21 protein-coding genes are annotated in these 20,773 nt (G+C 63.6%); 5 read left to right on the top strand and 16 right to left on the bottom strand.

Features of this window, described 5'->3' with window-relative positions; genetic code table 11:
• The first annotated feature begins 33 nt into the window (after positions 1-33).
• A complete protein-coding gene (locus LB543_RS17250; RefSeq protein ID WP_224614889.1) occupies positions 34-678 on the top strand; it encodes a cytochrome c oxidase assembly factor Coa1 family protein in 645 nt (214 codons plus the stop codon).
• Positions 679-960: 282 nt separating this feature from the next.
• On the opposite strand, the gene mmsB is transcribed toward LB543_RS17250, so the two are convergent.
• The 3 genes from mmsB to LB543_RS17235 are packed head-to-tail and all read right to left on the bottom strand — an operon-like array spanning position 961 to position 3,461.
• The gene (mmsB, locus tag LB543_RS17245; protein WP_224614888.1) at positions 961-1,845 is read right to left on the bottom strand and encodes a 3-hydroxyisobutyrate dehydrogenase; all 885 of its coding nucleotides are present in this window, start codon (positions 1,843-1,845) and stop codon (positions 961-963) included.
• A 60-nt stretch (positions 1,846-1,905) separates the two neighbouring features.
• Entirely contained in the window at positions 1,906-2,274 is a 369-nt protein-coding gene (locus LB543_RS17240; protein ID WP_224614887.1) for a four helix bundle protein, read from the bottom strand.
• A gap of 20 nt (positions 2,275-2,294) precedes the next feature.
• Positions 2,295-3,461 (bottom strand): isobutyryl-CoA dehydrogenase, encoded by a 1,167-nt coding sequence (locus LB543_RS17235; protein WP_224614886.1) that lies wholly within the window; start codon positions 3,459-3,461, stop codon positions 2,295-2,297.
• A 136-nt stretch (positions 3,462-3,597) separates the two neighbouring features.
• On the opposite strand from LB543_RS17235, the gene LB543_RS17230 reads away from it, so the two are divergent.
• Both LB543_RS17230 and LB543_RS17225 read left to right on the top strand, forming a co-directional pair.
• Positions 3,598-4,212 carry a dimethylsulfonioproprionate lyase family protein gene (locus LB543_RS17230; RefSeq protein WP_224614885.1) on the top strand — a complete coding sequence of 205 codons (615 nt, stop codon included), beginning with the start codon at positions 3,598-3,600 and terminating at the stop codon, positions 4,210-4,212.
• Positions 4,212-5,687: a cobyric acid synthase gene (locus LB543_RS17225; protein ID WP_224614884.1), complete on the top strand. Its 1,476-nt coding sequence runs from the start codon at positions 4,212-4,214 to the stop codon at positions 5,685-5,687. The genes LB543_RS17230 and LB543_RS17225 overlap by 1 nt, the downstream gene beginning before the upstream one ends.
• A gap of 127 nt (positions 5,688-5,814) precedes the next feature.
• On the opposite strand, the gene LB543_RS17220 is transcribed toward LB543_RS17225, so the two are convergent.
• From LB543_RS17220 to LB543_RS17205, 4 genes are all read right to left on the bottom strand, one after another.
• Positions 5,815-6,234: a VOC family protein gene (locus tag LB543_RS17220; protein ID WP_140758272.1), complete on the bottom strand. Its 420-nt coding sequence runs from the start codon at positions 6,232-6,234 to the stop codon at positions 5,815-5,817.
• Positions 6,235-6,306: 72 nt separating this feature from the next.
• Entirely contained in the window at positions 6,307-7,137 is an 831-nt protein-coding gene (locus tag LB543_RS17215; protein WP_224614883.1) for a helix-turn-helix domain-containing protein, read from the bottom strand.
• Between the two features lie 99 nt (positions 7,138-7,236).
• On the bottom strand, positions 7,237-7,407 hold the full coding sequence (locus LB543_RS17210) for a hypothetical protein (protein WP_140758274.1): 171 nt from the start codon (positions 7,405-7,407) through the stop codon (positions 7,237-7,239).
• A gap of 51 nt (positions 7,408-7,458) precedes the next feature.
• Positions 7,459-8,244, bottom strand: a complete 786-nt coding sequence (locus LB543_RS17205) for a TSUP family transporter (protein ID WP_140758275.1) — start codon at positions 8,242-8,244, stop codon at positions 7,459-7,461.
• A 118-nt stretch (positions 8,245-8,362) separates the two neighbouring features.
• Between LB543_RS17205 and LB543_RS17200 the strand changes: the two genes are divergently transcribed.
• On the top strand, positions 8,363-8,794 hold the full coding sequence (locus tag LB543_RS17200; RefSeq protein WP_140758276.1) for a TerB family tellurite resistance protein: 432 nt from the start codon (positions 8,363-8,365) through the stop codon (positions 8,792-8,794).
• 106 nt (positions 8,795-8,900) lie between these two features.
• Here the strand turns inward: LB543_RS17200 and LB543_RS17195 are convergent, their stop codons facing one another.
• The 5 genes from LB543_RS17195 to LB543_RS17175 all read right to left on the bottom strand — a co-directional run bounded on the left by LB543_RS17195 (position 8,901) and on the right by LB543_RS17175 (position 15,469).
• A complete protein-coding gene (locus tag LB543_RS17195) occupies positions 8,901-10,523 on the bottom strand; it encodes an ABC transporter ATP-binding protein (protein WP_224614882.1) in 1,623 nt (540 codons plus the stop codon).
• Complete coding sequence (locus LB543_RS17190) at positions 10,520-11,389, bottom strand: ABC transporter permease (RefSeq protein WP_140758278.1); 870 nt, start codon at positions 11,387-11,389, stop codon at positions 10,520-10,522. The genes LB543_RS17195 and LB543_RS17190 overlap by 4 nt, the downstream gene beginning before the upstream one ends.
• Positions 11,386-12,333 carry an ABC transporter permease gene (locus LB543_RS17185; protein WP_140813187.1) on the bottom strand — a complete coding sequence of 316 codons (948 nt, stop codon included), beginning with the start codon at positions 12,331-12,333 and terminating at the stop codon, positions 11,386-11,388. The genes LB543_RS17190 and LB543_RS17185 overlap by 4 nt, the downstream gene beginning before the upstream one ends.
• A gap of 211 nt (positions 12,334-12,544) precedes the next feature.
• Positions 12,545-14,026, bottom strand: a complete 1,482-nt coding sequence (locus tag LB543_RS17180) for an ABC transporter substrate-binding protein (protein WP_224614881.1) — start codon at positions 14,024-14,026, stop codon at positions 12,545-12,547.
• Between the two features lie 162 nt (positions 14,027-14,188).
• Positions 14,189-15,469, bottom strand: coding sequence for an acetylornithine deacetylase/succinyl-diaminopimelate desuccinylase family protein (locus tag LB543_RS17175; RefSeq protein WP_224614880.1), 1,281 nt, complete (start codon positions 15,467-15,469; stop codon positions 14,189-14,191).
• A 214-nt stretch (positions 15,470-15,683) separates the two neighbouring features.
• Between LB543_RS17175 and LB543_RS17170 the strand changes: the two genes are divergently transcribed.
• Entirely contained in the window at positions 15,684-16,112 is a 429-nt protein-coding gene (locus LB543_RS17170) for a L,D-transpeptidase (protein WP_224614879.1), read from the top strand.
• A 72-nt stretch (positions 16,113-16,184) separates the two neighbouring features.
• Here LB543_RS17170 and LB543_RS17165 read toward each other — a convergent pair whose 3' ends face one another.
• From LB543_RS17165 to LB543_RS17150, 4 genes are read right to left on the bottom strand one after another with little or no spacing between them, the layout of a single operon-like run.
• The gene (locus tag LB543_RS17165; protein WP_224614878.1) at positions 16,185-17,168 is read right to left on the bottom strand and encodes a lipid A biosynthesis lauroyl acyltransferase; all 984 of its coding nucleotides are present in this window, start codon (positions 17,166-17,168) and stop codon (positions 16,185-16,187) included.
• Between the two features lie 13 nt (positions 17,169-17,181).
• On the bottom strand, positions 17,182-18,210 hold the full coding sequence (locus LB543_RS17160; protein ID WP_224614877.1) for a zinc-binding dehydrogenase: 1,029 nt from the start codon (positions 18,208-18,210) through the stop codon (positions 17,182-17,184).
• 36 nt (positions 18,211-18,246) lie between these two features.
• Positions 18,247-19,518: a beta-ketoacyl-ACP synthase gene (locus LB543_RS17155; protein WP_224614876.1), complete on the bottom strand. Its 1,272-nt coding sequence runs from the start codon at positions 19,516-19,518 to the stop codon at positions 18,247-18,249.
• Between the two features lie 45 nt (positions 19,519-19,563).
• Positions 19,564-20,751 (bottom strand): beta-ketoacyl-ACP synthase, encoded by a 1,188-nt coding sequence (locus LB543_RS17150; protein ID WP_224614875.1) that lies wholly within the window; start codon positions 20,749-20,751, stop codon positions 19,564-19,566.
• Positions 20,752-20,773: the final 22 nt, after the last annotated feature.

Raw genomic sequence — 20,773 nt, 5'->3', positions numbered from 1 at the left:
AACCAATCGGCATACGCACCGATGGGGAACAACATGGCCGGACAACCGCTCAACCAGCCGGCTGAAATTCCAGCCGAACTCGATCGCTGGAACTGGGGCGCCTTCTTCCTCAACTGGATTTGGGGCATTGGCAACAGCACCTTCATCGCGCTGCTGGCGCTGATCCCCGTCGTCAACCTCATCATGATCATCGTGCTCGGCGCGCGCGGGAGCCGCTGGGCCTGGCGGAACCGTGCCTGGCGCGACGCCGAGCAATTCCGCAAGACGCAGCGCAACTGGGCGATTGCCGGCCTTGCCGTCTGGGTGGTCAGCATCGGCGGCTGTGCGACAATGGTCGGCAGCATCCCTTTCGTGCTCAAAGGCAGCGACGCCTTCCGCATGACCATGGACGCCGTCCGCGCCGACACCCGGGTGAAGGCCACCATCGGCGACGATGTGACCAACAATTTCTGGGTCGGAGGCCACCTCAACGTCAATGCGAATGGCGCGGGCGACGCCCAATTCAGCATTCCCGTCCACGGCGCCAAGGGCAAAGGCACCGTGTTTTCTCATCTGGTTCGCAATGCGGGCATATGGAGCCCCCGCCTGCTCGTGGTCCGCGTGGACGGCGTCGATGCACCGATCGTGCTGACCAATGAAGATCACGTGCCGATCCCGGGTGCGGCGATCGGAATATAGACGGATCGTCGGTAACAAAGGGACCGGAAATGCAAAAACCGCGCCCCATCGGGAACGCGGCTTTGCCAGATACGCATGGCGTTTCGCTACGAAGACACTTGCGAAACTTACGGGCTCCGGTACGCGAGACCTGATCCGGAGCGCCGGGCGGATGCGATATGTCCGCCTCGCAATCCGTTTTATAGGGACATCGTTACCGCGGAGTTATCGAGAACTTAAGCAAATCTAAATTTACGGTGCTCTCTCTGGAAGGATCCGAAAAAAATCCATCGAATCCGCTGCTTACGCTGAATTGCCGCGTAGAAAATTAATTATACCGGAGAAATCGGCGCCGCCATGGCCCTGGGCGTTGAACAAGGCATAGAGCTGCGCCGCTTCGGCGCCGAGCGGCGTCACCGCGCCCGCGCCAAGCGCTGCTTCCTGGGACAATTTCAGGTCTTTCAGCATAAGAGCCGCCGCAAATCCCGGCTTGTAATCCTTGTTGGCGGGCGAAGTGGGCACCGGGCCGGGCACCGGGCAATAGGTGGTCAGCGACCAGCACTGGCCCGACGAGGTCGAGGCAACGTCGAACAGCGCCTGATGCGACAGGCCGAGTTTCTCCGCAAGCACGAAAGCCTCGGCGACGCCGATCATCGAAATGCCGAGGATCATGTTGTTGCAAATCTTGGCTGCCTGGCCGGCGCCGTTGCCACCGCAATGGACGATGCGGCCGGCCATCGGCTTCAGGATCGGCTCGGCGGCGGCAAAGGCATCGTCGGAACCGCCGGCCATGAAGGTCAATGTGCCGGCCGTGGCACCACCGGTGCCCCCCGAAACCGGCGCATCGATTGAGAGCAGGCCATGCTTCGCGGCAATCGCATGCGCCTTGCGCGCCGATTCCACGTCGATGGTCGAGGAATCGATGAACAAGGCTTTTTTCTTCGCCTTGGGGGCGATGTCCTCATAGACCGACAAAACATGCTTGCCGGCGGGCAGCATGGTGATCACCACGTCGGCGTCCTTTGTCGCGGCGGTCGCGTTGGCCATGACCACGACACCGTGTTCGCGCGCGACGGTGAGGTTCTCCGGGATCAGGTCGAAGCCATGCACGGCATGTCCTGCCTTGACCAGGTTTGCCGCCATTGGGTTGCCCATATTGCCGAGGCCGATGAAGGCGATGGTGGTCATAGTGGCGCTCCGTGATTGGGTAAGTAGGCAGTAGGCAGTAGGCAGTAGGCAGTAGGCAATCTATTCCGGCGCAAGTTTGCTGATGAGTTGGCGAAGCATTTTTCCGATGCCCTCGCTTGCTAACAGCATGCGGTCAGCTTGATCTTGCGTGGCAAGACCGATGCGCTCGGCGATCTGGAGGTGGGTCTCCAACTCCTTCAGGGAGCCTTGGGCGATCCTGAGAAATTGCTGATATGAGCCTCGATTGTCCCGGCCATAGCCTTCTGCAATGTTTGCAGGAATAGAGGTTGCAGAGCGGCGGATTTGGCTGGTCAGGCCATACAATTCCTCTTTAGGCCATGCTTTAGTCAAGGCGTATGTCGCGACGGCCAGATCCATCGCCTGCTGCCATACGATAAGATCCTTGTACGAATTGATCGTGCCGGTCATCTGCCTACTGCCTACTGCCTTTACCGTCCTATCAGTGCGCGCGCGATGATGACGCGCATAATCTCGTTGGTGCCTTCGAGAATCTGGTGGACGCGCAGATCGCGCACCAGCTTCTCGATGCCGTAATCATGCAGATAGCCGTAGCCGCCGAGCAATTGCAGCGCATCGTTGGCGACGTTGAAGCCGGTGTCGGTGACGAAGCGCTTGGCCATCGCCGACCATTTGCCGGCGTCCGGCGCCTTGCGATCGAGCTTCGAGGCCGCCGCATAAAGGAAGATGCGCGCGGCCTGCAACTCTGTCTCCATGTCGGCCAGCCTGAACTGCAGCGCCTGGAACTGGTTGATCTTCGAGCCGAAGGCCTTGCGTTCGGCCGTATAAGACAGGGCCTTGTCGAGCGCCGACTGCGCGCCGCCCAGCGAACAGGCGGCGATGTTCAGCCGGCCGCCGTCGAGCCCGGCCATGGCGATGCCGAAACCGGCGCCTTCGCCCGACAGTAGGTTCTCCGCCGGCACCTTGCAGTCCTCGAAGATGACCTGGCGGGTCGACTGCATGTGCCAGCCCATCTTGTGCTCGTTGGCCCCGAAGGACAGGCCGGGCGCATCCTTGGGCACGACAATGGTGGAGATGCCTTTCGGGCCGTCGGCGCCGGTGCGCACCATGACGGCGTAGACATCGCTGTCGCCAGCGCCGGAGATGAACTGCTTGGCGCCGTTGAGAACGTAGTCGCCGCCGCTCTTCACCGCGCGCGTCTTCAATGCGGCGGCATCGGAGCCGGAGCCCGGCTCGGTCAGGCAGTAGCTCGCCAGCCATTCCATGGAGGTGAGCTTCGGCAGGAAGCGCTGGCGCTGTTCTTCATCGCCGAAACGGTCGATCATCGAGGCCACCATGTTGTGGATCGAGATGAAAGACGAAAAGGCCGGATCGGCGTTCGAAAGCGCCTCGAAGATCAGCACCGCATCGAGCCGGCCGAGCGCGGAACCGCCGACGTCGTCCCTGATATAGATGCCGCCGAGCCCGAGCGGTCCGGTTTCACGGATCACGTCGGCGGGGAAGTGTTTCCGGCGATCCCAGTCGAGCGCGTTCGGCGCAACGCGATCGGCGGCGAAGGCCCGCGCCATCTCCTGAATGGCGCGCTGTTCCTCGTTGAGTTCGAACTGGCTGGTGCTCGCATCGACCGCGGCGTCCATGGCGTGCTCCCTGATGTCTGACCTGCTGGCCTGTCTTTTTTGGCTTTGCGCGCGCACCAATCTAGACCAATGATGCCGCCGCGCAACCCGACCTTCCGCGGAGCGGCTGTGCACCAATGCATGCCCGGAGCGAGATGTGACGACAAAATTCGATGAGCTGCAGGGACAGTTCCACGCCTATCTTGCTTCCGTCGACGACGCCGTGGTGCGTGAGGCCGTGGCGCGCATCGGCTGGGACATGCCGGCCCGCGATCTGGAGCCGCATGCGCTTGGCTGCCTGCGCCATCTGGATCGCGCGACTGAGCTGGCGCCGCCGGCCGCGAAACCGCTGGTGCAATTGCTGGCACGGCAGCGCAACGACCTCCATTGGGGGCAGACTTACAGCGAAGCGGATTTCGGAAAAGATTTCATCGACAATTACGGCTGGCTGGAAATCTTCGGCACGCGCGGCCATTTCGCCAATGACGTTGTCGCGGCCGGCCTGCTGATCCTTGGGCCCGGGATCGTCTATCCCGACCACCATCACGTTGCCGAGGAGATCTATATTCCGCTGACCGGCGGCACCGAATGGCGCATGGGCGAGGGCGGCTTTCGCACGCGTGAAGCCGGCGAGGTCGTCCACCACGCTTCCAATGTCAACCATGCCATGCGCACGGGCAAGGAACCGTTGCTGGCGCTTTATATCTGGCGCGGCGGGCCGCTGGCGCAGAAATCCACGATCACCGGAACCGCGACGCAGGGCCGGAGCTGATGACTAGGGCAATCATGCTGCAAGGCACGGGTTCGGATGTCGGCAAGACGGTGCTGGTCGCCGGGCTGTGCCGCGCCGCCAGGAATCGCGGCCTGAAGGTGCGGCCGTTCAAGCCGCAGAACATGTCGAACAACGCCGCCGTTGCCGATATTCCCGGTGACGACAACCATGGCGGCGGCGAGATCGGCCGCGCGCAATGGCTGCAGGCGATCGCTTGCGGGGTTGCGCCGTCGGTCCATATGAACCCGGTGCTGCTCAAGCCGCAGACCGATGTCGGCGCCCAGGTCATCGTCCAAGGCAAGGTGTTCGGCGAAGCGCGGGCGCGCGACTATCAGGCGCTGAAGGGCCGATTGATGGATGCTGTGCTCGATTCCTGGGGCAAGGTCGGCGAGGGCGCCGATCTCGTCATCGTCGAGGGCGCCGGCTCGCCGGCCGAGATTAACCTTCGCAGCCGCGACATCGCCAATATGGGTTTTGCCACGCGCGCCGACGTGCCGGTGGTGCTGGTCGGCGACATCGACCGCGGCGGTGTCATCGCCTCGGTCGCCGGCACGCACCTGATCCTGCCGGAAGAGGACCGGCGCATGATCGTCGGCTACCTCATCAACAAGTTCCGGGGCGATGTTTCGCTGTTCGACGATGGCCTGAAGGCGATCGAGAAATTCACGGGATGGCGCTGTTTTGGCGTCGTGCCGTGGCTGAAGTCGGCGGCCCGGCTGCCCTCGGAGGATTCGGTGGTGCTGGAGCGGCTGGCGTCCGGCGAGACGCGCGCGCTGAAAGTGGCGGTGCCGATGCTTGGCCGCATCGCCAATTTCGACGATCTCGACCCGCTCAAGGCCGAACCGCAGGTCGAGGTGGTGTTCGTGCCGCCGGGAAAGAAGCTGCCGGCCGATGCCGGGCTGGTGGTCATTCCCGGGTCCAAGTCGACGATCGGCGACCTCTTGAAGTTTCGCGAGAATGCCTGGGACCGGGACTTAGCGGCGCACCGCAAGCGCGGCGGCCATGTCGTCGGCATTTGCGGCGGCTTCCAGATGCTCGGCCGCATGGTGCGCGATCCCGATGGCATCGAAGGCAGCGTGACCGAGGCCGAAGGGCTGGGTTTGCTCGATATCGAAACGGTGATGGAGCCGGAGAAGACGGTGCGCAATGTCAGCGCCCGCTCGGTGCCGTTCGACCTGCCGCTCGAGGGCTACGAGATTCATCTCGGCCGCACCACCGGCCCGGACACCAGGCGACCGTCGGCGATCATCAACGGCGTCGAGGATGGTGCGATCTCCGCCGACGGCAAGGTGATCGGCACCTATATGCACGGTCTGTTCGGCGCCGATGCCTTTCGGGGAAAATTCCTCGAAAGCCTCGGCATCAAAGGCGGGGGCATCGATTACCGGGCCGAGGTCGAGCGGGCGCTGGACGAGGTCGCGGCCGAGCTGGAGGGCCATCTCGACTGTGACGCGATTTTTGGGCTTGCTCGGTAAGCCCGTAACATAGGCGATCAGCTGAAACGCCCGACACTTCGTCATCCACGGGCGGAGCAAGGAGCGCAGCGACGCGGCGCAGACCCGAGGATCCATGCCGCGACTTGGCGGACACAAGCATGCTGATTCAAGCCTTTTCACCTGCCTTCGGCCAGTAGGTGCCGAACGACCAGACATTGCCTTCGGGATCACGGCAGATGAATTCGCGGCTGCCATAATCGCGGTTCGTCAGTTCCTGGATGATCGTCGCGCCGCCCCTTCTGGCTTTGGCGTAGGCGGCGTCGGCATCGTCGACGGCGATATAGATCGACTTGCCGCCGCCTGAACCGGGTTCGCCGACCATCTTGCCGTAGTCGTCGTCGCGCACCGTGCCCAACATGATCATCGAAGAGCCGAAGACCAGTTCGGCATGGTGCACGACATCGCCTTCGCCATAGCGGGCGCGAACGCTGAAGCCGAAGGCTTCACAGAGCCAGTCGATCATTTTCGCCGCGTTTTTGTAACGCAGGGCAGGGTAGAGGCGGGGGGCTTCAGTGGTTGCGGGCACGGGAACCTCCTTCATCTGGATTGGTCTATTCCTCACACTGTTCGAAGACCGTTCCAGCGTCTTGAAGAAATGTTACCTGGCCGAAAGTGCCGTCGGCGTCTCGCCGGCAAGAACGCGGAACTCGCGCACCAGATGCGCCTGGTCGGCATAGCCGCAATCGGCTGCGACATCGGCCCAGTCGGCGGTCGGCTGCTTCGACAGGCGGAGCGCCCGGTTGAAACGGACGATACGCGATAGCGTCTTGGGGCCGACGCCGGTCGCGTCGAAGAATTTGTCGGCGAGGTGTTTGCGGCTCCAGCCCAGCCGTTCGGCAAGCGATGCAATCCGGGTCCGGCCGCCGGACGCGATGATACGGTCATAGGCCCAGGCGATTTCGAGCGGCGTCTCGGTGGTGCTCTCAAGGCGGGCGGCGACGAAGGCTTCGGCAATATCGAAACGTGCCGTCCAGTCAGGCGCGTTGCCGAGCCGTTCGCGCAACGCCGCGCCTTCCGCGCCAAGTAAGTCATCGAGGACGACCATGCTGTCAGTCAATTCGCTCATCGGCAGGCGGAAGAAGCGGCGTGCGCCAAGGGGGGTGAAATTGACCTGAACGCAGCAGGCTCCGCCGAAGGATTCGATCATCACCGGCCCGGCGAAAAGGCCGGCGGCGAAACTGGCGAAGCGGTCATTGTCATCAGGCGCCCTGCCGAGGCCGATGGCGAACGGTTCGGCGAAGCTGATCACCAACGGCACCGTCAGCGATGCATACTCGACATTGCGAAAATGGCCGGGAGCAGTTTCGCGGTAACCGCAGATGTCAGTGACGACACCGGCGAGTTCAGCGCCGGGGACGCGCCGCAGCATCTCGAAGCGACCGGCAATGGACTGGTCGCGTTCCTTGCGGTGTTGCATCTCCACCGGCATCGCTTTCCTCCGCAGTGAAGAATCTAGCAGACCACCGCCCAACATCAAAAGCGCCCGGCTTTTGACCGGGCGCTCCACGTTATCCAGGATTTCTGGTATTTACGCGCCGCGCATCAGGCAGCCGGCGGCGAGCACGATGTAGGCGACGAGCATGATCCACACCGATGCGAGCGGAATGAACGCAAGGACGCCAAACCCGGCGAGAAGACCGATGATGGCGATAACAAGGGAGATGATGAAGACAATCTGGGTAGGCGCGCTGAGATTCATGTCTGGTCCCTCCAACATGATTCGAACAATGTCATTGTAACAGGCGCGTGATCACACACCAATCATGACGCGCAGCGGGTTGGCCGGATCCGCCAGCAGCTTCACCGCCAGAGCCACGCAGACGATGACCAGCAGCGGCTTGATCAGTTTGGCGCCAATGCGCATGGCAAGGCTGGCACCAAGCCGGGCGCCGAGGAACTGGGCAACGCCCATCATCAGGCCGATCTTCCAAGAGATGACGCCGACGGCGGCAAAGACGATGAAGCCGCCAATGTTGGAGGCGAAGTTGAGCAGCTTGGTGTGCGCGGTCGCCTTGAGCACGCCGTAGCCGGCGAGCGTCACGAAGGCCAGCATGTAGAAGGAACCGGCGCCCGGCCCGAACACGCCGTCATAGAAGCCGATGGCCGGCACCAGGGTCACGCCGAACAGGAAGGGCGACAGGCGCTCGGCGCGGTCGACATCGTTCATGTTGGGCTTGAGGGCGAAATATAGTGCGATGGCAATCAGCACCAGCGGCAGGGCCGCGCGCAGCAGGTCGCCGGGCACGATCGTGGCCAGCAATGCGCCGATGGCACCGCCGGCAAGTGCCAGCAGCGCCGATGGCAATTGCCGGCGCAGATCGACATGGCCTTTCGAGGCATAGTGGATCGTCGCCGACCCGGAGCCGAACATGCCTTGCAGTTTGTTGGTTCCAAGCGCCTCGACCGGCGAGAAACCGGCCAGTAGCAGCGCCGGAATGGTGATCAGTCCGCCGCCGCCGGCAATCGAATCGACAAAACCCGCGGCGAAAGCCGCGAAGGCGAGCATGGCGATGGACTGGGCGGTGAGGTCGATCATCTGATGGGTCGAGATGTCCGGTCGGCTGAGATAGCGCGCGTTCGACCACGACCACCCCGTTTGCGCAAGGCCGATTCCGCGCTAATTCTATTTGAAGGGAATCGGAAAGGGGCCGTTCATGGCATTCGCGTTGCTGGACCAGATACGCTCGATCTTCGACGGCGACCCTGGCGTGCGCAAGGTCGCGGACGATCCCGTCCTGTCGGCGGAGCTGCTGATGCTGTTCCGCATGATCCTGGCCGACGGCACGGTCAGCGAGAGCGAGATGGTTGCCTTCCGGCGCATCTGCAAGGATGCCTTCGGCATTCCGGAAACCAGCATCGACAGCGTCATCGAATATCTCAACGAATTCGGCTACGAGACCAACGGCTCGCAGGCGATCGCGCTGTTCCGCGACCTCGACATCGAGCGGCGCAAGCAATTGGCGCAGCACATGGCCGAGATCGCCAAGGCGGATTCGCAGCTGGCCGAAACCGAGGTGCGCCTGTTGCGCCGCACGCTCGATTTGCTCGACATCAGCCCGGTTGATGTCGTGAAGCCGGACGAGTAGGGGCGGATGTCCCGGCCGGGGGGCCTACTGCCTGCGGCAGCTCCCCGGCGTTCGCGGCCTTCCATCGTGCCACCGGCACGATGGATTCGCTTCGCGAACCGGCTGCTCACCCCTGTTCCTGCAGCCGACGAGCGATCGCGCGATGCAAATCCGGGGCGGCGGTGACCAGCGCCCTGGCGGCCTCGGATTGCGGGTGGTCCAGCACTTCGTTGGTCTTGCCGCGCTCAACGATCTTGCCGTCATGCATGACCAGCACTTCATCCGTGATGGCGCGGGCGACGGTAAGGTCATGGGTGATGAAGAGATAGGCGATGCCAAGCTTCTGGTTGAGATCGGCGAACAGGTCGAGGATCTGGGCGCGGATCGAGACATCGAGCGCCGAGACCGGCTCGTCGGCGACCACCAGTTTCGGGCGGGTGATGATGGCGCGGGCGATCGACAGGCGCTGGCGCTGGCCGCCCGAAAACTCGTGCGGGTATTTGTCCATGTCGCGTTGGTCGAGGCCGACCTCGTGGAGCGCATGCGCCACCATCTCCCGGCGCTCGGCGCGCGTCGGTTTTTTCGCCAGGACATGCAACGGCTCGGCGACCAGCCTCTCGACCTTCTGGCGTGGATCGAAGGAGCCGTAGGGGTCCTGGAAAACGACCTGCATGTCGCGCCTGGCCGGCTTCAGCTCGGCTTCGCTCTTGCCGGTGATGGCTTCGCCGCGAAACCGGATCGTGCCTGAACCCGGTCTGTCCAGTGCCAGGATCATGCGGGCAAGGGTCGACTTACCGCAGCCGGAGCGGCCGACCAGCGCCACCGACTGGCCCGGCGCCATCGACAGGGAGACGTCGTCGACCGCGCGGATAGCAGGCGCGCGCCTGAACAGCGAGATGCGGCGGCCGGGGTAATCGCGGGTGACGCCTTCGACCTGGAGCAAAGGTTTGTCCGTCCCGACACTGTGAGGCCTGGCGCGCGCCGGAACATGCATCGAAGCCTGCGCCAGTTGGCGCGTATAGGGGTGGAGCTGACCGGAGAGCGTGCGCGCGGTGTCGCCTGCTTCCATCACCTCGCCATGGCGCAGGATGGTGATGCGGTCCGCCATCTCGGTCACGACAGCCAGATCATGCGAGATCAGCAGCAGGCCCATGCGGTTCTCCGCCACGAGGTCGCGCAGGAGGTCGAGGATCTGCGCCTGCAGCACCACGTCGAGCGCCGTCGTCGGCTCATCGGCGATCAGCAGCTTCGGCTTCAGCGCGCAGGCGATGGCGATGACGACGCGCTGGCGCTGGCCGCCGGACAGTTCGTGCGGATAGCGCGACAGCGGGAATTTCACTTCGGGCAGGCCGACGCGGTCGAGCATTTTTCGCGCCCGCTCCTCGGCCTCGGCGCGGCTCGCCCTAACGTGCCAGCGTATGCCTTCGGCCACCTGTTCGCCGATCGTCTTGACCGGATTGAGCGCTGTCATCGGTTCCTGGAACACCATGCCGATGTCGTCGCCGCGCAGGGCGCACATCTGGTCCTCGGTTGCCCTCAGGATGTCGACGCCGTCGAATGTGACGCGCCCGGTGGCGCGTGCGGCATGGGGCAGGAGCCGCATCACCGTCAGCGCGGTCATCGATTTGCCGGAGCCGGATTCGCCGACCAGCCCCATGACTTCGCCCGGCGCGACGGAGAGCTCCATATCTTTCAGGATCTGTGTGTCGCCGATGGCCAGCGACAAATTGTCGAGTTCGAGCAGGCTCATCGCTGCCGCCGCGATTTCGGGTCGAGAATGTCGGCGATGCCGTCGCCCAGGAGGTTCAGGCCGAGCACGGTGACGACGATCGCCATGCCGGGGAAGATCGCCATCCACGGCGCCACCACCATGCGCGTCTGCGCGTCGAACAGCATGCGGCCCCAGCTCGGCATAGGCGGCTGCGCGCCGAGGCCGAGATAGGAAAGCCCGGCTTCGGCCAGGATGCCCAGCGCGAACTGGATTGTGCCCTGCACCAGCAGCAACGTGGCGATGTTGGGCAGCACATGTTCGATCGATATCTGCGTGCTGCTCTTGCCGGCGGCGCGTGCGGCAAGGATGAATTCGCGCGGCCAGATGGCAAGCGCGCCGGCGCGGGCAACGCGGGCAAAGACCGGAATGTTGAAGATGCCGATGGCGATGATGGCGTTGACGGCGCCCGGCCCGAAAATGGCGGTGATCATGATCGCCGACAGCAGCGCGGGGAAGGCGAAGACGAGGTCGTTGACGCGCATCAGCGCCTCGTCGACGAGGCCGCCGCGCGCCGCCGCGAAGGCGCCGAGCGGCACGCCGATCCCCATGCCGATGCCGACGGCGACCAGCGCCACGGCAATCGAGTTGCGGGCGCCGACCATGATCATCGACAGGATGTCGCGGCCGAAATGGTCGGTGCCGAACCAATGGGCCAGCGAGGGGCCTTGCGTCTTGTCCGCTATGACCAGCTTCGTCACATCGTAAGGCGTCCAGACATAGGAGACGATGGCCATGGCAAGGATCAGCACGGTGATGACGAAGCCGGCGACGAATGCGATATTCCCAAACGCCTTGGCCAGGATGCCGCGGAACGTCTCGTCGGGGATGTCGATGCGCAGCGTCATTGCCGGGTCCTCAGGCGGGGATCGACCACCGCGTAGGAAAGGTCGACGACGAGGTTGACGGCGATGACGGCTGCGACCAGCAGCATAACGACGCTTTCGACGACGATCAGGTCGCGCTGGGTGATAGCCTGGAACACCAACCGGCCGAGCCCGGGCAAATAGAAGACATTCTCGATGATGATGGTGCCGGCGAGCAGGAAGGCGAATTGCAGGCCAAGGATGGTCAGCACCGGGATCATGGCGTTGCGCAGCGCGTGCCGCCACAGCACGGCGCGATAGGGCAAGCCCTTGGCGCGGGCGGTGCGGATATAGTCCTCGTTCAGCACCTCGATCAGCGCCGAGCGGGTGACGCGTGCGAGGATCGCCGCTTGCGGCAAGGCAAGCGCCACCGCCGGCAGAAGCAGCGATTTCAGCGCTGGCCAGGCACCGGCACTCCAACCGGGAAAACCACCGGCCGGGACCAGGCGCAGCCAGACGGCGAAGACATAGATCAGCATCAGCGCGAACCAGAAATTGGGCACGGCGACGCCAAGCTGCGCCACGCCCATCGAAATCGTGTCGCCGGCCCGTCCGCGCCGGCTGGCGGAAAACAGGCCGACCGGAATGGCGAGGATGGTGGAGAGCGCCAGCGCGATCAGCGCCAGCGGCAGCGAGACGGCGAGCCGTTCACGCACGAGATCGATGACCGGCACCGAATAGGTATAGGAGCGGCCGAAATCGAGGCTGAGCAGGCCGCCGGCCCAGTGCAGGTAACGCCAAGCCAGCGGCGCGTTGAGGCCCATCTGGTTGCGCAAGAGTTCCACCTGGTCGGCGCTGGCGTTCATGCCCAGCATCAGCCGCGCAGGGTCGCCGGGGAGGACTTCCAGCACGGCGAACACCACCATCGAGGCGAGGATCAGCGTGGCAAGGGCGATGGCGAGGCGCTTGAGGAGGTAGGCAGTCATGGGAGGCGAGGAGGCGGCAGCATGGCGTTCTTCCTTCTCACCTTGTGGGAGAAGGTGGCCTCGCGAAGCGAGGTCGGATGAGGGGTGCTGGACGAATTGCAGGTTGAGTTTGTTCCAGCACCCTTCATCCGTCTTGGCGCTTTGCGCCAATCCACCTTCTCCCACAAGGGAAGAAGGGAAGTCCCGCGCAACCGCTGCCGCACCACAAGCCTCACTCGCTCCATTTCACCTTGGTGAGATCATTGGCCTGGATCGGCGCGTTCTCCCACAGGCCCTGCAATTTGGCGTCCCAAACGCCAACCTTGGGCAATTCGTAGAGGAAGCCGACCACGGCGTCGTCGGCCAAGATCTTCTGTGCCTCGCCAAGCAGTTCCTTGCGCTTGGTTTCGTCGGAGGTGAGGTTGAGGTCGGCGATTATCTTGTCGAAGGTCGGGTTGTCGTAGTTGAAGTAGTAGTCCTTGCGCGAATAGATATCGATGTCGTTGGGTTCGGTGTGGGAGACGATGGTCAGGTCGTAGTCCTTCTTGGTGAACACCTGGTCCAGCCACTCCGCCCATTCGACCGGGATGATCTCGAGGTTGATGCCGACATCGCGAAGTTCCGAGGCGATGATCTCGCCACCCAGCCGTGCATAGCTGGGCGGCGGCAGTTTCAGCGTCGCCTTGAAGCCGTTCTCCAGCCCGGCTTCCTTCAGCAACTCCTTGGCCTTGTCGACATTGTGCGGATAGAGGCCGGTGAGGTCGACATAGTCCTTGTTGGCTGGCGACATGTGCGAGCCGATCGGCAGGCCGAGGCCGGCCGAGGCGCCGTCGATGATCGCCTTGCGGTCGAGCGCGTAGGAGATCGCCTGCCTGACCTGCAGCTTGTCGAAAGGCGGCTTCTTGTTGTTGATCGCCAGGATGGTCTCGCCCTCGGTCGAGCCGATCACCACCTTGAACCGCGGGTCGTCCTTGACCTGTGCCAGGCTGTCGGGATCGAAAAAGGGGAAGGCCTGGATGTCGCCGGACAGCAGCGCCGGCACATAGGCCGCGGCATCCGGGACGATGCGGAACTCGACCTTGTCGAGGAAAACCGGAGCGCCCCAGTAATGGTCTGCTTTTACCAGGGTGATCGATGATCCCTTGGCCCAGTTCTGGAACTTGAACGGGCCGGTGCCGATCGGTTTCTCCTTGTTGGTTTCGGCGGATTTCGGCGACACCATCACCGCGTCGCCCCAGCCCATATTGTAGAGGAAGGACCCTTGCGGGTTCTTCAGCGTGACCTTGACCGTTGCGGGATCGATGATCTCGACCTTGTCGATGGCCGCGAACAGGCCCTTCTGCGCATTGACCGAATTGTCGGCGCGGGCCCGGTCGAGCGAGAATTTCACGTCGTCGGCGCTGAAATCGGCGCCGTCGTGGAATTTGACGCCGGTGTGCAGCTTGAAGGTATAGACCTTGCCGTCATCGGAAATGGTCCAGCTTTCGGCCAGATCCGGCAGCACCTCACCCTTCGGGCCGATGCGCGTCAGCCCTTCGAAGACATTGGCGTAAAGCACCTCGTCGATCGCGGCCGCCGCACCCGCGGTCGGATCGAGATGCGGCGGTTCGAGCGGAATGCCGATGACCAGGTCGGTCCGCGCCGCGAACGCCTGAGTGCCTGCGGCCAGCATCAGCACGGCCGCGGCGGCCAGAATGGTTTTCCACAATTTCATCGCGCGACTCTCCCTATCAGCTCAAACATGCGCTCAAACCTAAGGGATAGAAGCGTGATTTCGCGCGGGAGTAAATTGCGTTTCGTGCTGCGCGGCGGCAGGGCCGGGAATGTCTTTCTCCCGGCGGCCTCGCCGATCGGTCCAAGCTTGGCCGTGCGGACATTATCCAGCGACTGTACCACGCAGCAGCACGTTGAGCCCGATCGCCATCACCTTGGCCGATTCCACCATGTCCGATATGCCGACCCATTCGTCCGGCCGGTGGGCAAGGTCGAGAATGCCCGGGCCATAGGCGATGCAGTCGTAGATATGGCCGATACGGGCGATATGCTTCTGGTCGTAGGTGCCTGGCGAAATGACGTAGTCGGGCTCGCGGTCGAAGATCGCATGAATGCCTTGCGCCACCGCCTTGACCACGGGTGCGTCGCGCTCGGTCATCAGCGGCAGCACTTCCATCAGGTCGCGGATTTCGTAGTCGAATTTTTTGCGCTCGCGCTTCAGCCGTTCGAGAATGCCGGTCACTTCGCTTTTGACCGTGGCCAGATCCTCCTCGAGCAGGAAGCGGCGGTCGATGGTCAGCCGGCAGGAATCGGGCACGTTGGGCGAGGGCAGGCCGGGCCGGAAATCCTCGGTCTGGCCGCCATGGATGGAATTGATGTTCATGGTCGAGCGCCTGGCGCCTTCCGGCACCACCGGCATGCGCGTCGTCTTGCGGTCGAGCGCCGGAAACAACTCGTCCTCGAAGGCTCGCAGGACGGCGCCCATGTGGCGCACCGCATTGTCGCCGAGAAACGGCATCGAGCCGTGCGCGATCTCGCCCTTGGTCTCGATCTCAGCCCACCAGACGCCGCGATGGCCAAGGCAGATGCGGTCCTTGTTCAATGGTTCAGGAATGATGACATGGTCGACCCTGGGTTTCGAGAAATAGCCGAGCCCGGCCAGATGGGCGACGCCGCCGAAGCCGCCGGACTCCTCATCGACCGTGCCCGAAATCTCGATGGCGCCGGGAAAGTCGGGGAAGACCTCCATGAAGGCTTCGACAGCGATGATGGAGGCGGCGAGGCCGCCCTTCATGTCGCAGGCGCCGCGCCCATAGACCTTGCCGTCCCTGATGACGCCGGCAAAGGGATCCACGGTCCAGCCTTCGCCAGCCTCGACCACGTCGATATGCGAATTGAAGTGGACGCAGGCGCCGGGTGACCGGCCGTCGAAACGGGCAACGACATTGATGCGCGGATAGCGATCGGTGTCGCCGGGCGTGCCTTCGGCGCGGATGAACTCGGTCTCGAAGCCGCGCTTCCTTAGCCGCGCGCCGATGTATTCGGCGCATGGTCGGTAGGCTTCGCCCGGTGGATTGATGGTCGGAAAGCGGATCAGGTCGGCGGTCAGCCCCACCAACTCGTCGCGCCTGCTATCGATTGCCTCGAGGAGTCGCTCGTTCATGCCGCGAGTTGAGCAGCGATCGCCACCGTTTTGCAAGCCCGTCGATCAGACCGTGCAGCGTGTCCTTGCGGCAACTATCGCGGGAAATCGTTCAAATTCGCTGCTTTGGATTGGCGAATTGGTCAAGGAATGTGTGTTATCCGTTCGCCGCCATTAAGAAGGTGAAAAAGAACGTGATGGCGGGCAGGCAAGGGGCAAAAAGGGGTTTGATCGCATGAAGAAGTTTTTACTTGTGTCCGCGGTGCTGGCAACCGCGTTGTTTGGCACATCTGTGGCGAGCCAGGCGGCGATGCTTGAAGCAAAGATCGATGTGTCATCGCAGACTATGACAGTGAGATATGGCCTGGAGGTTTACCGGTGGACGGTGTCCACGGCGCGTCCAGGTTATTTCACGCCGCGCGGCACCTACCGGCCGCAGCGGACCGCACGGATGTGGTATTCGAAAAAATACCACATGTCGCCGATGCCATATTCCGTATTCTTCCATGGTGGCTACGCAATTCATGGCACGGGTGCGGTGCGGCAGCTTGGACGTCCGGCGTCGCACGGATGCGTACGGCTGCATACGGCCAACGCCGCGACCTTCTATGCGATGGTGCGGGAAGTCGGATTCGGCAATACGCGCATTGTCGTCACCAATTAGGCGATTGGCGGTTCGCTGATATTGGCTTGGTGGTCCGGTATAGAGACTCGCGTTTCTCGCCGCCGCCTTTGCTCAGGTATTTGAGACGGGAACCGGCTTGGCGCGCTTCTTGCGCCGCCAGTTGCTGATCTCCCACCTTTTGTGGAACCACATCCACTGGCCGGGATCCTCGCGCACCCAGCGCTCGACGACGTCGTTCAGCATCTGGGTGGTGGCATGGACGTCGACGCTCCCGTCGGCGGTGCGCGGCAGGACCAGCTTGTCCTCGATCTCGAGCCGGAAGCGGTTCCCCGGTAACCTGACGCAACGCGCCGGGTAGACATCGCAGTCATAGTGGCGGGCAAGGGTGCCGAGTACGCGGTTGCTCTGGCAGGGACGGCCGAAGAAGGTGGTGTCCAGGCCGTTGGAGAATTTCTGGTCGACGAGAACGCCGATATTGCCGCCATTCTCCAAGACCCCCGCGAGCGCGAACGATGCACCGGCCATCGAAGGCAGCAAGCCTCCCATGGTCGATCGCCTTGTCGAAAGGATGTAGTCGGCAAGGTAGGGGTTGTTGGGCGGGCGAAACAGCGCCGTGATGTTCATGCCAAAGGTCGCGGCCGCCACCGGCAGCAGCTCGAAATTGCCGAGATGGCCGGTGAAGACGATGTGCGGCTGCTTCTCGGCCGCGATCTCGACGAAATGCTCTGTTCCCTTGACCTCGATCCGACCCAACTTGCCGGCCGCGGGGTCATAGTCGAACAGGGCGTCGAGGAAGATGTATTCGGCGGCAAGGCGGGCCATGTTGCCCCACATGTCGGAGGCGATGGCCTGGATTTCGCCGTCGCTCTTTTCCGGATAGGCCTTGCGCAGATTGTCGATGGCGACCTGGTGGCGTCCGACCCTTGGGCCGATGAGGCGAGCCGTGCGGTCGGCAAAATTCAGCGCGCTGTCGACCGGCAGCAGGCGCAGCAGCGACATGATGACCATCGCCGCGCGCGCGACAAGCCAGTAATTCACCTGGCGCAGTTGTCTGCCATAGCGAAATTTCAGATCGCGGCGAAGCTTCTTGAGCACGGAAATCGAGGCTCTAGGCGACGCGCAGGATGATCTTGCCGAAGACGTCGCGGCCTTCCATGCGCTTCAACGCGGCATCGATATCGTCGAAGCCGACCTCGGTGTCGATGACCGGCGCGACTTGTCCCGCGGCCATCTTCTGCATGGCGTTGGCCATGTTCTCCATGCGGCAACCGAAGGATCCGAGCAGTTTCAACTGCTGCTGGAAGAGCTGCATCAGGTTGATCTGCGTCGACACGCCCGAGGTTGAGCCGCAGGTCACCAGGCGGCCACCGCGCTTCAGGCACAGCATCGAGCCGGCAAAGGTGTCGGCGCCGACATGTTCGAACACGACGTCGACGCCTTTCTTCTTCGTCAGCTTGCGCACGACGCCTTCGAAGCGATCGTCACGATAGTTGATGACATGGTCGGCGCCGAGCGCCTTGGCCTTGTCGACCTTGTCGTTCGAACCGACCGTGGTGATGATCGTGCAGCCCATCCGCTTGGCCAACTGGATAGCCGCCGAGCCGATGCCCGATCCGCCGGCATGGACGAGGATCGTCTCGCCGGGCTGCAGCCTGGCATTGTCGAACAGCATGTGCTCGACGGTGCCGAAAGTAACGGGCGCCACCGCGGCCCCGATATCGGTCACGCCGGGCGGGGCGGGGACCAGCAGGCGCGCCGGCAGGTTGATCTTCTCCTGCGCGAAGCCGTCGAGATGGAAGCCGTGAACGCCAGAAACATGTTCGCATAGATTGTCGCGGCCTTCGCGGCAGGCGCGGCAGAGGCCGCAGGTGCGAGCGCCGTAGATCGACACCAATTGTCCGGGAAGCAGGCTGGAAACGCCGGGGCCGACCGCCTCGACCTCGCCGGAGGCCTCGGCGCCGACGACCAGCGGCAGCTTGCGCTTGGCGAAGGCCATGCCACGCCAACCCCAGACGTCGATATGGTTCAGCGCCACAGCCTTGATGCGCAGCGTCACTTCGCCGAGTGCGGGCGGCGGTGGGGACGGAAGGTCCACCGTCTCAAGACGGCGGTCCTCGATAAGTTGCAGTGCGCGCATGGAGCCTGTCGGTTCTGTTAAGCGGAAAGGGCTCGCTTAGACCGGTTCCCGTGCCATGACAAGGCAAGTGTTCTGGCCGCCGAAGCCGAAGGAGTTCGACAGAACGGTGCGAACCTGCGCATCGCGCTTCTTGTTCGGCACGACGTCGAGCACGATCGCGGGGTCGGGATTGTCATAGTTGATGGTCGGGGGAATGACGCTTTCGCGCATCGTCATCAGCGAAAACGCCGCTTCGACCGCGCCCGCCGCCGACAGTGTATGGCCGATCATCGACTTGTTGGACGAGATGGGCATCGAGCCGATGCGCTCGCCAAACACCGTCGACAGCGACAGGTGCTCCATCTTGTCGTTTTCCGGCGTCGAGGTGCCATGGGCGTTGACATAGTCGATCTCGTCCTGGCCGAGGCCCGCGTCGGCAAGTGCCGCCCGGACAGCGGCAATCGCCGGCGAACCGTCCGGCTTGGAGCGGGTGCGGTGGAAATCGTCGGCCTTTTCGCCACAACCGCTGAGGATGCCGAGAACGGCGGCGCCACGAGCAAGTGCCGCCTCCAGCGATTCCAGCACCAGAGCGCCGGACCCCTCCGCCAATACGAAGCCGTCACGGTCCTTGGAAAATGGCTTGGAAGCCTTTTCCGGATTGTCGTTGTGGGTGGAGAGAGCCGACAGCAGCGAGAATCGGATCAACGCCTCGGCGGTCGCCGAGCCGTCGGCGCCGATCGAGAGCGCCCGGTCGCATTCGCCACGGCGGATCGCCTCGACGCCGAGCTGGATGGCGGTGGCGCCGGACGCGCAAGCCGTCGAGAGCGTGATCGGCAGGCCGCGCGTGCCGAACCGGTCGGCGAGCCGGTCGGCGATCGAGCCGAACTGCGTGGTTTCGAAGACATCGAGTTCCTTCAGGCCGCGCGCCACACGCAGCAGCCTTTCGGCGCCGGAATTCTGCTTGTCGGAATTGTAGAGCGCGAAGCGCTCGTGCCAGTCGAGTTCGACCGGCGGCGAGGCAAGGAAGAGAGGACCGCCGAAATCGCTCGAATCAAGGCCGGATTCGGCTACGGCCTCGCGCGCGGCCGTCTCGGCCAGTTCGTAGGTCAGGGGGCTGGCGCCCTTCGAACTCGATGCAAGAAAGTCGACCATGCCGGAGATACGCGTGTTGAGGTGATCGACCGGGAAACGTGTAATCGGGTGGATGCCCGACTTGCCCGAAGTCAGCGCTGCCCAATTGTCCGATTTGCCGACGCCGAGCGAGGTCACCACCCCGATGCCGGTTACGGCGACAACGGGCCTGCCCATGTGATCTCTGTACTTGGCCATCGGGGAGCCCCTCTTATCTATGCGGCATGATCGCGAAACGCCGTCTCAGGCGGCGTTGACCAGCGCCATGCCCTCGAATTGGTGATAGCCGATCGCCGTTGCAAGGACGCTCGAGGGAATGCCTTCGAATGGCTTTTCGGCCGTAGCGTCAAAAACAGGGTAGGCGGCCTTGCGGTCGACAGCCAATGCCGCCAGCGCCACGGCGAATGGGAACTGTGCTTCCTTCATATGCCCGGTCAGCGTCGAGAAGCCGCGCGCGGCGATTGCCGGATTGGCGTCGAGCGCCGCTTTCTCGGCAATGGTCGCCGCATGTGCGCCGGACGCGCCCGACATGGCGAGCAGCTTGCCGCTAGGCGACGCCTGCTTGAGCAAAGCGGCGATCTCTGCATCGAGTTCTCCGCGCGACCGCCTGGCGCGGCCGGACACGACTTGTCCGAGCTCGGCGTAAATCTTGCGCCCCCGGCTTGCCGCGTGTTCGCGCTGCTCAAGCACCAGGAAGGCGCCGCCGGAACCCGACACCACGCCGCCGCCCTCGGCGCCCTGCCTTTGCCAGACAGGCTTCCACGGGCCGCGATGCAGATAACCGGCAAGCTCATAGCCGAGCAGCATGTCGGAATGTTCGGTCTGAAAGGCACCGCCGACCAGGATGTGCGTCGACTGGCCGGAGCGGATACGCGCGGCCGCGGTCTCGACGGCGGCGACGCCAGCGCCTTCCTCGCCCATGAAGGTGCGCGAGGACCCCGTCACCTTGTGGACGATGGAGATGTTGCCGGCCAGCAGATTGGACAGCTGCGCCAGGAACAACGTTGGGCGCAGCTCGGTGGTCAGCTTCTCGTTGAGCAGCACGTCGCGGTCGTTGCGGTTTTCCGAAGCGGCGAGAATGTCGGCGTCGACCGCTTCGTCGCGCTCGCCGCCGCCGGCCGCCACAACCATGTCCATGGTCGTGCAGAGTTCGTCATTGCCCTTGATGCCGGCATCGTCCAGCGCAAGTCCGGCGGCATAGGTGCCGAGCCTCTGCCATGTCTCCATCTGGCGCTGGTCGCCGCGCTTGGCGATCTGAAGGTTCCAGTCGATCTCGGGCAGCGGATGGACGGTGTAGGGTGCAAAGCGCGCGGCTTCGAGCACCGGCTCCCGGCCGGGTTGCGCCAGCTTCTGCCAATGGGCGTCGGGACCTTCCCCCAGCGAGGAAACAAGGCCGATACCAGTGATGACGACGTCGTGGGGGCTGCTCATGGGCGGCTTTGTGGGTCAGGCG

Origin of the sequence: Mesorhizobium sp. ESP7-2, from assembly GCF_020164715.1 — a bacterium.
Taxonomy (GTDB): domain Bacteria; phylum Pseudomonadota; class Alphaproteobacteria; order Rhizobiales; family Rhizobiaceae; genus Mesorhizobium.
Note: the sequence above shows the minus strand (reverse complement) of the source record. Positions and strands in the feature narration are given on the sequence as shown.

Coding starts and splice junctions, on each gene's coding strand:
- LB543_RS17250 (WP_224614889.1), top strand. CDS start 34: ATGGCCGGACAACCGCTCAACCAGCCGGCTGAAATTCCAGCCGAACTC.
- mmsB (WP_224614888.1), bottom strand. CDS start 1,845: ATGACCACCATCGCCTTCATCGGCCTCGGCAATATGGGCAACCCAATG.
- LB543_RS17240 (WP_224614887.1), bottom strand. CDS start 2,274: ATGACCGGCACGATCAATTCGTACAAGGATCTTATCGTATGGCAGCAG.
- LB543_RS17235 (WP_224614886.1), bottom strand. CDS start 3,461: ATGGACGCCGCGGTCGATGCGAGCACCAGCCAGTTCGAACTCAACGAG.
- LB543_RS17225 (WP_224614884.1), top strand. CDS start 4,212: ATGACTAGGGCAATCATGCTGCAAGGCACGGGTTCGGATGTCGGCAAG.
- LB543_RS17215 (WP_224614883.1), bottom strand. CDS start 7,137: ATGCCGGTGGAGATGCAACACCGCAAGGAACGCGACCAGTCCATTGCC.
- LB543_RS17210 (WP_140758274.1), bottom strand. CDS start 7,407: ATGAATCTCAGCGCGCCTACCCAGATTGTCTTCATCATCTCCCTTGTT.
- LB543_RS17205 (WP_140758275.1), bottom strand. CDS start 8,244: ATGATCGACCTCACCGCCCAGTCCATCGCCATGCTCGCCTTCGCGGCT.
- LB543_RS17200 (WP_140758276.1), top strand. CDS start 8,363: ATGGCATTCGCGTTGCTGGACCAGATACGCTCGATCTTCGACGGCGAC.
- LB543_RS17195 (WP_224614882.1), bottom strand. CDS start 10,523: ATGAGCCTGCTCGAACTCGACAATTTGTCGCTGGCCATCGGCGACACA.
- LB543_RS17190 (WP_140758278.1), bottom strand. CDS start 11,389: ATGACGCTGCGCATCGACATCCCCGACGAGACGTTCCGCGGCATCCTG.
- LB543_RS17185 (WP_140813187.1), bottom strand. CDS start 12,333: ATGACTGCCTACCTCCTCAAGCGCCTCGCCATCGCCCTTGCCACGCTG.
- LB543_RS17180 (WP_224614881.1), bottom strand. CDS start 14,026: ATGAAATTGTGGAAAACCATTCTGGCCGCCGCGGCCGTGCTGATGCTG.
- LB543_RS17175 (WP_224614880.1), bottom strand. CDS start 15,469: ATGAACGAGCGACTCCTCGAGGCAATCGATAGCAGGCGCGACGAGTTG.
- LB543_RS17170 (WP_224614879.1), top strand. CDS start 15,684: ATGAAGAAGTTTTTACTTGTGTCCGCGGTGCTGGCAACCGCGTTGTTT.
- LB543_RS17160 (WP_224614877.1), bottom strand. CDS start 18,210: ATGCGCGCACTGCAACTTATCGAGGACCGCCGTCTTGAGACGGTGGAC.
- LB543_RS17155 (WP_224614876.1), bottom strand. CDS start 19,518: ATGGCCAAGTACAGAGATCACATGGGCAGGCCCGTTGTCGCCGTAACC.
- LB543_RS17150 (WP_224614875.1), bottom strand. CDS start 20,751: ATGAGCAGCCCCCACGACGTCGTCATCACTGGTATCGGCCTTGTTTCC.